14 protein-coding genes are annotated in these 9,348 nt (G+C 46.0%); all 14 read left to right on the top strand.

Annotated elements, in window-relative coordinates:
* The first annotated feature begins 90 nt into the window (after positions 1-90).
* The 14 genes from fusA (at position 91) to rplN (ending at position 9,331) form a co-directional block, all read left to right on the top strand.
* Positions 91-2,169 carry an elongation factor G gene (fusA, locus tag BLD48_RS15045; RefSeq protein WP_014969147.1) on the top strand — a complete coding sequence of 693 codons (2,079 nt, stop codon included), beginning with the start codon at positions 91-93 and terminating at the stop codon, positions 2,167-2,169.
* Between the two features lie 117 nt (positions 2,170-2,286).
* Positions 2,287-3,474, top strand: a complete 1,188-nt coding sequence (tuf, locus tag BLD48_RS15040; protein ID WP_014969148.1) for an elongation factor Tu — start codon at positions 2,287-2,289, stop codon at positions 3,472-3,474.
* A 316-nt stretch (positions 3,475-3,790) separates the two neighbouring features.
* Positions 3,791-4,099, top strand: coding sequence for a 30S ribosomal protein S10 (rpsJ, locus tag BLD48_RS15035; protein WP_014969149.1), 309 nt, complete (start codon positions 3,791-3,793; stop codon positions 4,097-4,099).
* 68 nt (positions 4,100-4,167) lie between these two features.
* Positions 4,168-4,794 (top strand): 50S ribosomal protein L3, encoded by a 627-nt coding sequence (rplC, locus tag BLD48_RS15030; protein WP_014969150.1) that lies wholly within the window; start codon positions 4,168-4,170, stop codon positions 4,792-4,794.
* 29 nt (positions 4,795-4,823) lie between these two features.
* On the top strand, positions 4,824-5,447 hold the full coding sequence (rplD, locus tag BLD48_RS15025; protein WP_012369010.1) for a 50S ribosomal protein L4: 624 nt from the start codon (positions 4,824-4,826) through the stop codon (positions 5,445-5,447).
* Entirely contained in the window at positions 5,447-5,731 is a 285-nt protein-coding gene (rplW, locus tag BLD48_RS15020; RefSeq protein WP_012369011.1) for a 50S ribosomal protein L23, read from the top strand. Before rplD ends, rplW begins: the two co-directional genes overlap by 1 nt.
* Positions 5,732-5,763: 32 nt before the next feature.
* Positions 5,764-6,594 carry a 50S ribosomal protein L2 gene (gene rplB, locus BLD48_RS15015; RefSeq protein ID WP_014969152.1) on the top strand — a complete coding sequence of 277 codons (831 nt, stop codon included), beginning with the start codon at positions 5,764-5,766 and terminating at the stop codon, positions 6,592-6,594.
* Positions 6,595-6,657: 63 nt separating this feature from the next.
* The gene (gene rpsS / locus BLD48_RS15010; RefSeq protein ID WP_014969153.1) at positions 6,658-6,936 is read left to right on the top strand and encodes a 30S ribosomal protein S19; all 279 of its coding nucleotides are present in this window, start codon (positions 6,658-6,660) and stop codon (positions 6,934-6,936) included.
* Between the two features lie 20 nt (positions 6,937-6,956).
* Entirely contained in the window at positions 6,957-7,289 is a 333-nt protein-coding gene (gene rplV, locus BLD48_RS15005; protein ID WP_012369014.1) for a 50S ribosomal protein L22, read from the top strand.
* A gap of 12 nt (positions 7,290-7,301) precedes the next feature.
* Positions 7,302-7,958: a 30S ribosomal protein S3 gene (gene rpsC, locus BLD48_RS15000; RefSeq protein WP_071500909.1), complete on the top strand. Its 657-nt coding sequence runs from the start codon at positions 7,302-7,304 to the stop codon at positions 7,956-7,958.
* Between the two features lie 33 nt (positions 7,959-7,991).
* Positions 7,992-8,429, top strand: coding sequence for a 50S ribosomal protein L16 (gene rplP, locus BLD48_RS14995; protein WP_012369016.1), 438 nt, complete (start codon positions 7,992-7,994; stop codon positions 8,427-8,429).
* On the top strand, positions 8,416-8,619 hold the full coding sequence (gene rpmC / locus BLD48_RS14990; protein WP_012369017.1) for a 50S ribosomal protein L29: 204 nt from the start codon (positions 8,416-8,418) through the stop codon (positions 8,617-8,619). The genes rplP and rpmC overlap by 14 nt, the downstream gene beginning before the upstream one ends.
* A gap of 31 nt (positions 8,620-8,650) precedes the next feature.
* Positions 8,651-8,914 carry a 30S ribosomal protein S17 gene (rpsQ, locus tag BLD48_RS14985; RefSeq protein ID WP_014969155.1) on the top strand — a complete coding sequence of 88 codons (264 nt, stop codon included), beginning with the start codon at positions 8,651-8,653 and terminating at the stop codon, positions 8,912-8,914.
* Positions 8,915-8,962: 48 nt separating this feature from the next.
* The gene (gene rplN, locus BLD48_RS14980) at positions 8,963-9,331 is read left to right on the top strand and encodes a 50S ribosomal protein L14 (protein ID WP_012369019.1); all 369 of its coding nucleotides are present in this window, start codon (positions 8,963-8,965) and stop codon (positions 9,329-9,331) included.
* Positions 9,332-9,348 lie beyond the last annotated feature (17 nt).

The following is a 9,348-nucleotide window of genomic DNA, read 5'->3' as shown; positions in this document are numbered from 1 at the left end:
TATGGAAATATGAGGTGGCTTTCGGGTATAGTCATGACGTGTGGCAACACACGGACACTAAACTAAAATACGAAAGGAGAATGTTTAAAGATGGCAAGAGAATTCTCCCTTAAGAACACCCGTAATATCGGAATCATGGCCCACATCGATGCTGGTAAAACAACAACGACTGAGCGTATCCTTTATTATACGGGTCGTATCCACAAGATTGGTGAAACGCACGAAGGTGCTTCACAGATGGACTGGATGGAGCAAGAGCAAGAGCGTGGAATCACGATTACATCGGCAGCAACAACTGCTCAATGGAAAGGGAACCGCGTAAACATCATTGATACACCTGGACACGTAGACTTCACTGTTGAAGTTGAACGTTCACTCCGTGTACTTGATGGTGCCGTTGCAGTACTTGATGCTCAGTCTGGTGTTGAGCCACAAACTGAGACAGTATGGCGTCAAGCAACAACTTACGGCGTACCACGTATCGTTTTCGTTAACAAAATGGATAAAATCGGTGCAGACTTCCTGTACTCGGTTGGAACGCTTCGCGATCGCCTTCAAGCAAACGCACACGCAATCCAAATTCCAATCGGCGCGGAAGATGAATTCAAAGGAATCATCGACCTCGTTGAAAAGAAAACATACATGTACGGAAATGACCTGGGTACAGATATCGAAGAAACTGAAGGGTTCCCTGCGGAATTTGCAGAAGAAGCTGAAGAACTTCGTGCATCATTGATCGAGGCCGTTGCGGACTACGAAGAAGAAATGATGATGAAATACCTCGAGGGCGAGGAAATCACGATTGAAGAGCTTAAAGCGGGTATCCGTAAAGCGACGCTTACAGTTGATTTCTACCCAGTTCTCGTAGGTTCGGCATTCAAGAACAAAGGTGTTCAGCTTATGCTTGACGCAGTCCTTGACTACCTCCCATCACCAGTCGACGTAAAAGCAATCACAGGGATTAACATGGATACAGAGGAAGAGGTTATTCGTGAGTCAACTGACGAAGCGCCATTCTCTGCACTCGCATTCAAAGTTATGACTGACCCGTATGTTGGTAAATTGACATTCTTCCGTGTGTACTCAGGTACAGCTACGGCAGGATCATATGTCAAGAACTCAACAAAAGGGAAACGTGAGCGTCTTGGACGTATCCTTCAAATGCACGCGAACAGCCGTGAGGAGATCCCAATGGTCTTCGCTGGTGACATCGCAGCTGCTGTAGGTCTTAAAGATACTACTACTGGTGATACGCTTTGTTCTGAGAAAGACAACGTCGTTCTCGAATCAATGACATTCCCAGAACCAGTTATCTCGGTCGCAATCGAACCAAAAACGAAAGCTGACCAAGATAAAATGGGTCAAGCACTCGCTAAGCTTGCTGAAGAGGATCCAACGTTCCGCACTGAAACAAACCCAGAGACTGGTCAAACGATCATCTCAGGTATGGGTGAGCTTCACCTCGACATCATCGTTGACCGTATGCGTCGCGAATTTAAAGTCGAAGCAAATGTTGGTGCTCCACAAGTAGCTTACCGTGAAACGATCCGCCAAGCGGCGAAAATCGATTCTAAGTTTGCTCGTCAATCAGGTGGTCGTGGTCAGTATGGTCACGTCGTCGTAGAATTCGAGCCAAACGAAGAAGGTGCTGGCTTTGAGTTCAACAACAAAATCGTCGGTGGTGTCGTTCCACGTGAATACATCCCAGCGGTTGAACACGGAATCGAAGAAGCGCTTCAAAACGGTATCCTTGCTGGTTATCCAGTAGTTGACGTTAAAGCGGCACTCGTTTTCGGTTCGTATCATGATGTCGACTCAAACGAGATGGCATTTAAAATCGCGGCTTCAATGGCCGTCAAACAACTTAAAGATAAGAGCGGCGCTGTTATCCTTGAGCCAATGATGAAAGTTGAAATCGTCATCCCAGACGAATACATGGGAGACATCATGGGTGATGTTACATCACGCCGTGGACGCGTTGAAGGTATGGACGCACGTGGGAACGCACAAGTCGTTCGCTCGATGATTCCACTTTCAGAAATGTTCGGATATGCAACAGGACTTCGTTCGCGGACACAAGGACGCGGTACGTACTCGATGCACTTCGATCATTATGAAGAAGTACCGAAATCAGTTGCTGAAGAAATCATTAAAAAAGCAAACGGCTAATCCTTCACAGGTTGTCACGCTTATTTGATTAGTGTAAGCTAAGGAAGGTGTACGTTATTCGACGATTCACCTTCCTAGTTATAAAATATTATTAGACATATAGAGGAGGAATTCAGAATGGGTAAAGAAAAATTCGACCGTTCTAAACCGCACGTTAACGTTGGTACAATTGGTCACGTCGACCACGGTAAAACAACTTTAACAGCTGCTATTTCAGCTGTACTTGCAAAATCACAAGGGAAAACTGCTACTAAGTTTGACCAAATCGATGGTGCTCCAGAAGAGCGCGAGCGTGGTATCACGATCGCAACAGCTCATATCGAGTACGAAACAGAAAAACGCCACTATGCACACGTTGACTGCCCAGGTCACGCTGACTATGTTAAAAACATGATCACTGGTGCTGCACAAATGGACGGCGCGATCCTCGTTGTTTCTGCAACTGATGGTCCAATGCCACAAACACGTGAGCACATCTTGCTTTCACGTCAAGTAGGTGTTCCTTTCATCGTAGTATTCATGAACAAAGTCGACATGGTTGACGACGAAGAGCTTCTTGAACTCGTTGAAATGGAAATCCGTGAACTTCTTTCTGCGTACGATTTCCCAGGCGATGACCTCCCAGTTATCCAAGGATCTGCTCTTGGCGCGCTTAACGGCGAAGCTAAATGGGAAGAAAAAATCATGGAACTCATGACAGCTGTTGATGAGTACATCCCTGAGCCAACTCGTGACACTGAAAAAGACTTCATGATGCCAGTTGAGGATGTTTTCTCAATCACTGGTCGTGGTACAGTAGCTACTGGCCGCGTTGAGCGTGGAGTTCTTAAAGTCAACGACGAAGTTGAAATCGTTGGTCTTCACGAAGAAACTAAAAAATCAGTATGTACTGGTGTAGAGATGTTCCGTAAGCTTCTTGACTATGCTGAAGCTGGCGACAACATCGGAGCTCTTCTCCGTGGTGTATCACGTGACGACATCGAGCGTGGACAAGTTCTCGCGAAACCAAACACAATCACACCGCACAAAATTTTCAAAGCGCAAGTTTACATCCTTTCAAAAGAAGAGGGTGGCCGTCACACGCCATTCTTCGGTAACTACCGTCCACAGTTCTACTTCCGTACAACTGACGTAACTGGTATGTGCCAACTTCCTGAAGGAACTGAAATGGTTATGCCTGGGGACAATATCGAATTGACTATTGAACTCATCGCGCCAATCGCTCTTGAAAAAGAAACTCGTTTCTCAATCCGTGAAGGTGGCCGTACAGTAGGCGCTGGATCAGTTACAGAAATCGTTGAGTAATTTTTAAGCAAAAAGGTCTTTCGTCTCCCGTGACGGAAGACCTTTTTTTGTTTCTTTGAAAACAGTCTTGCAACATGGTCTGACATCTTATATACTGAGGAAAGTGTTTGTGCGAGTGGTGAGAGACTTGAAAACAAATTCTATTTTATTTTACTTGCTTTCCGTCTTGGAATTAAGTACACTAGAATATGTTGGTCACAAACACAACGCGATGAAGCGGGAGGTTATGACACACCAGGCGGCATTGCCATGGCTAGTGTGGAAATTTCCGCGGAGAATGTCTATTTACAAAATAGGCGAAAAGGAGGGAAACAACATGGCAAATGAAAAAATTCGGATCCGTTTGAAAGCATACGATCACCGCGTGCTTGATCAATCGGCTGAGAAAATTGTCGAAACAGCAAAACGTTCTGGTGCTACTGTATCTGGTCCGATCCCACTCCCAACAGAGAGAGCGATCTACACAGTACTTCGTGCCGTTCACAAGTACAAAGATGCTCGTGAGCAGTTCGAAATGCGTACACACAAACGTTTGATCGACATCGTTAACCCAACACCGAAAACAGTTGATGCGCTTATGCGTCTTGAACTTCCATCGGGCGTTGACATTGAAATCAAACTTTAATTTTTCTTCTATAAATAGTTGATACTAGCCAGAAGATCAAAATCATTCAATATTAGGAGGTGTATCTCATGGCTAAAGGAATCTTAGGAACTAAACTCGGTATGACACAGATCTTTAACGAATCAGGTGAAGTAGTACCAGTTACTGTCGTTTCAGTAGAAGGTAACGTTGTTCTTCAATTGAAGACAATGGAAGTGGACGGTTACGAAGCAGTCCAGCTCGGCTTTGGTGATATTAAAGAAGGTCGTCAAAACAAACCGCAAAAAGGTCACGCAGCGAAAGCTAGTGCGACACCTAAGCGCTTCATTAAAGAAATCCGTACATCAGTAGCAGATTTCGAAATCGGTCAAGAGATGAAAGCAGATACTTTCGCTGCAGGCGAAATGGTTGATGTAACAGGTACGTCGAAAGGTAAAGGTTTCGCTGGAGCAATCAAGCGTCACAACCAATCACGTGGTCCAATGGCTCACGGTTCGCGTTACCACCGTCGCCCAGGTTCAATGGGTCCTGTCGCTCCAAACCGTGTATTCAAAGGGAAATTGCTCCCAGGACGCATGGGTGGAGAGCAAGTCACTGTTCAAAACCTTGAAATCGTAAAAGTTGATGTAGAACGCGGCTTACTCCTCGTCAAGGGTGCTATCCCAGGCGCACGTAAGAGCCAAGTTGTCGTCAAAACTGCGGTAAAAGGCAACTAATTTGTTTGCAAGGAAAGGAGGAATAACGAATGCCTAAAGTAGCTTTGCTTAACCAAACAGGTACACAAGTTGGAGATATTGAGCTCGCAGATGCCGTTTTCGGAATCGAGCCAAACGAAGCAGTCGTATACGATGCAATCGTCATGCAACAAGCTTCACGTCGCCAAGGTACACATGATACAAAAGGTCGCTCGGAAGTTCGCGGTGGCGGCCGTAAACCATGGAAACAAAAAGGTACTGGTCGTGCACGCCAAGGTTCGATCCGTTCGCCACAATGGGTTGGCGGTGGAACAGTCTTCGGTCCAACACCACGTTCGTACGCTTATAAACTTCCTAAAAAGGTTCGTCGTCTCGCATTACGTTCAGCACTTTCTTCGAAAGTCGCTAACAACGAGTTCATCGTTCTTGAAGGATTGACAATCGATGCTCCGAAAACAAAAGACATGATTTCGGTCTTCGCTGCTCTTTCAATCGAACGTAAAGTCCTCGTCGTTACAGCTGATTACAACGAGACAGTCGTTCTTTCAACACGCAACATTCCTGGTGTCACAGTCGTTGACGCTGCTGGAGTAAACGTCCTTGATCTTGTCGCACACGACAAAGTCATCTTCACGAAGGATGCTGTTGCGAGAGTAGAGGAGGTGCTTGCATAATGGCAAACGCACACGACATTATCAAACGTCCTGTAATTACTGAACGCTCAGTGAACCAAATGGCTGAGAAAAAGTACACGTTCGAAGTAGACGTAAAGGCATCTAAGACACAAATCAAAGATGCAGTTGAAGCGATCTTCGGCGTTAAAGTTGAAAAAATCAACACACTTATCTCAAAACCAAAAGCAAAACGCGTAGGTCGTCACGCTGGTTACACAGCACGCCGCAAAAAAGCGGTCGTCACGCTTACTGCAGATAGCAAAGAACTCGATTACCTCGGTTAATCGGTACTCTGTAGAAAAGGAGGGAACTCTCGATGGGAATTAAAAAGTTTAAACCGACCACTAACGGTCGTCGTAATATGACTGCTCTTGACTTTGCGGAGATTACGGCTTCACGTCCTGAAAAATCGTTAACTGAAAAGCTTACGAAAAAGGGCGGACGTAACAACCAAGGTCGCTTGACAGTACGTCACCAAGGTGGCGGACACAAACGTAAATACCGTATCATCGACTTCAAACGGAACAAGGATGGCATCGCTGGCCGTATCGCTACAATCGAGTACGATCCGAACCGCTCTGCAAACATCGCTCTTGTCCACTACATCGATGGTGAAAAACGCTACATCCTCGCACCTAAAGGATTGAAAGTTGACATGCAAGTCATGTCAGGAGTTGACGCTGATATTAAAGTCGGTAACGCTCTTCCACTTTCAAACATCCCAGTTGGTACATTGATCCACAACATCGAACTTAAGCCAGGTAAAGGTGGTCAGCTCGTTCGTTCAGCTGGTACTTCTGCTCAGCTGCTCGGTAAAGATGGTAAATACGCGATCGTTCGTCTCCAATCAGGCGAAACACGTATGATCCTTGCTACTTGCCGTGCAACAATCGGCGCTGTCGGTAATGAAGAGCATGAGCTCGTCAATATCGGTAAAGCTGGTCGTTCACGCTGGCTCGGAAAACGTCCTACAGTTCGTGGTTCTGTTATGAACCCAGTCGATCACCCACACGGTGGTGGTGAAGGACGTGCTCCAATCGGTCGTTCGGGCCCACTTACTCCTTGGGGTAAACCGGCACTCGGATACAAAACTCGTAAGAAAAACAAAGCGAGCGATAAATATATCGTCCGTCGTTCTAAAAAATAATTACGTGATTTCTGAACGGTTCGCAGGAACCGTTCCTGAATCATGCCAAAGGGAGGTACAACTATGGGTCGCAGCATGAAAAAAGGTCCATTTGCAGATCACCATTTGCTTGCTAAGGTTGACAAAGCCAACGAAGCTGGTGACAAGCATGTTATCAAAACTTGGTCACGCCGTTCTACAATCTTCCCAGAGTTCATCGGTCACACGATCGCTGTCTACGATGGTCGTAAACACGTACCGGTTTACGTGACAGAAGATATGGTCGGTCACAAACTTGGTGAATTCGCGCCAACACGTTCTTATAAAGGACATGCTGGAAACGATAAGAAGACTAAACGTTAATCTGAGGGGAGGTACTCATTATGCAATCAAAAGCATCGGCTAACATGGTTCGCATTGCTCCTCGTAAGGCACGTCTAGTAGTAGACTTAATCCGCGGGAAGCAAATCGGCGAAGCACTTTCGATTCTTGCTTACACGAACAAGGCAGCAACGCCAATCGTTGAGAAAGTATTGAAATCGGCAATCGCGAACGCTGAGCACAACTTCGACATGAACATCGAAAACCTCGTAGTAACAGAGGCTTACGTCAACGAAGGTCCAACGCTCAAACGTTTCCGCCCACGTGCAATGGGTCGCGCAAGCCGCATCAACAAACGTACGAGCCACGTTCATATCGTGGTATCTGAAAAATAAGGAGGGATTACCGTGGGTCAGAAGATTAACCCAACTGGTCTTCGCGTAGGTATCATCAAAGACTGGGAATCACGTTGGTTCGCAGATAAAGACTATGCTGATCTCCTTCATGAAGACTACGTAGTTCGTGAATATATCGAAAAACGTCTTAAAGACGCAAGTGTTGCTAAAGTTGAAATCGAGCGCGCAGCAAACCGCTTGAACATTTCACTTCACACTGCTAAACCGGGTATGGTTATCGGTAAAGGCGGTTCGGAAATCGAAACACTTCGCACAGACATCACTAACCTTGCAAAAGGCAAACGCGTTCACGTTAACGTCGTTGAAGTGAAAAACCCGGATGCAGTTGCTAAACTCGTCGCTGAGAACATCGCACGCCAACTTGAAGGTCGTGTATCGTTCCGTCGTGCAATGAAGCAATCAATCCAACGTTCTATGCGTTCAGGTATCAAAGGAATCAAGACTGAAGTTTCTGGTCGTCTTGGTGGCGCTGATATCGCTCGTTCAGAGAAGTATTCAGAAGGAACAGTTCCACTTCATACACTCCGTGCAGACATCGATTACGGTACTGCAGAAGCTGATACAACTTACGGCAAAATCGGCGTAAAAGTATGGCTCCACCACGGTGAAGTGCTTCCTACGAAAAAAGCAGCATCTAACGAACAATAATCCACATCCGTCTAGGGAAGGAGGCAACACAACATGTTGTTACCAAAACGTGTAAAATATCGTCGTGTTCACCGCGGCAACATGCGTGGTAAAGCGAAACGTGGTACTACAGTACATTTCGGCGAGTTCGGTATCCAAGCTCAAGAAGCTAGCTGGATCACTAGCCGTCAAATCGAATCAGCGCGTATCGCGATGACTCGTTATATGAAACGTGGTGGTAAAGTGTGGATCAAGATCTTCCCACACAAACCATACACTAAAAAACCTCTTGAAGTCCGAATGGGTTCAGGTAAAGGTGCTCCGGAGGGCTGGGTTGCAGTCGTCAAACCGGGGAAAGTAATGTTCGAAATCGCAGGAGTATCGGAAGAGATCGCACGCGAAGCTCTCCGTCTTGCATCACACAAACTTCCAGTAAAATGTAAGTTCGTAAAACGTGAAGAAAATGGTGGTGATACGAATGAAAGCAACTGATCTCCGTCAGCAAACTACAGAAGAGCTCAACGGTAAAGTCGGTTCGTGGAAAGAAGAGTTGTTCAACCTTCGTTTCCAACTCGCGACTGGTCAGCTTGAGAACCCTGCTCGTATCCGTGAAGTGCGCAAGTCGATTGCACGCGCGAAAACCGTTCTTCGTGAACGCGAACTCGGCATCAACAACGCATAATTCACTCGGATTCTGAGAGGAGGAACACTCAATGGAACGCACTAACAACCGCAAAGTATTAACTGGACGCGTCGTATCTGACAAAATGGATAAAACGATCGTGGTTTCAGTTGAGACAAAAGTAAAGCACAAGCTCTACGGCAAACGCGTAAACTACTCGAAGAAGTATAAAACGCATGATGAAAGCAACACAGCTAAAATCGGTGACGTCGTACGCATTCAAGAAACACGTCCACTTTCTAAAGACAAACGTTTCCGTCTCGTAGAAGTCGTCGAAAAAGCAGTAATCATCTAAACTCTAATTAGTTCGGATGAATAAACATCCGGAGGGAGGTACAATCGTATGATTCAACAAGAATCTCGCTTGAAAGTAGCAGACAACTCAGGAGCTCGTGAAGTCTTGACGATCAAAGTCCTCGGTGGATCTGGTCGCAAAACTGCTAACATCGGTGACGTAATTGTTTGCACAGTTAAACAAGCAACACCAGGTGGCGTTGTCAAAAAAGGTGAAGTTGTACGCGCAGTAGTCGTTCGTACTAAACGTGGCGTTCGTCGTAAAGACGGTTCGTACATCCGTTTTGACGAAAACGCAGCAGTCATCATCAAAGATGATAAAAGCCCGCGTGGCACACGTATCTTCGGACCAGTCGCACGCGAACTTCGTGAAAAAGACTTCATGAAGATCGTCTCGTTGGCACCGGAAGTACTTTAATTCCAAAGAATTCCTAC

Origin of the sequence: Exiguobacterium sp. KRL4, assembly GCF_001870785.1 — a bacterium.
GTDB lineage: Bacteria > Bacillota > Bacilli > Exiguobacteriales > Exiguobacteriaceae > Exiguobacterium_A.
The sequence above is the reverse complement of the archived record's forward strand: the minus strand, read 5'-3'. Positions and strand labels throughout refer to the sequence as shown.

What these genes read in the sequence shown, in the direction of transcription:
- fusA (WP_014969147.1), top strand. Translation starts at nt 91, where the DNA reads ATGGCAAGAGAATTCTCCCTTAAGAACACCCGTAATATCGGAATCATG.
- tuf (WP_014969148.1), top strand. Translation starts at nt 2,287, where the DNA reads ATGGGTAAAGAAAAATTCGACCGTTCTAAACCGCACGTTAACGTTGGT.
- rpsJ (WP_014969149.1), top strand. Translation starts at nt 3,791, where the DNA reads ATGGCAAATGAAAAAATTCGGATCCGTTTGAAAGCATACGATCACCGC.
- rplC (WP_014969150.1), top strand. Translation starts at nt 4,168, where the DNA reads ATGGCTAAAGGAATCTTAGGAACTAAACTCGGTATGACACAGATCTTT.
- rplD (WP_012369010.1), top strand. Translation starts at nt 4,824, where the DNA reads ATGCCTAAAGTAGCTTTGCTTAACCAAACAGGTACACAAGTTGGAGAT.
- rplW (WP_012369011.1), top strand. Translation starts at nt 5,447, where the DNA reads ATGGCAAACGCACACGACATTATCAAACGTCCTGTAATTACTGAACGC.
- rplB (WP_014969152.1), top strand. Translation starts at nt 5,764, where the DNA reads ATGGGAATTAAAAAGTTTAAACCGACCACTAACGGTCGTCGTAATATG.
- rpsS (WP_014969153.1), top strand. Translation starts at nt 6,658, where the DNA reads ATGGGTCGCAGCATGAAAAAAGGTCCATTTGCAGATCACCATTTGCTT.
- rplV (WP_012369014.1), top strand. Translation starts at nt 6,957, where the DNA reads ATGCAATCAAAAGCATCGGCTAACATGGTTCGCATTGCTCCTCGTAAG.
- rplP (WP_012369016.1), top strand. Translation starts at nt 7,992, where the DNA reads ATGTTGTTACCAAAACGTGTAAAATATCGTCGTGTTCACCGCGGCAAC.
- rpmC (WP_012369017.1), top strand. Translation starts at nt 8,416, where the DNA reads ATGAAAGCAACTGATCTCCGTCAGCAAACTACAGAAGAGCTCAACGGT.
- rpsQ (WP_014969155.1), top strand. Translation starts at nt 8,651, where the DNA reads ATGGAACGCACTAACAACCGCAAAGTATTAACTGGACGCGTCGTATCT.
- rplN (WP_012369019.1), top strand. Translation starts at nt 8,963, where the DNA reads ATGATTCAACAAGAATCTCGCTTGAAAGTAGCAGACAACTCAGGAGCT.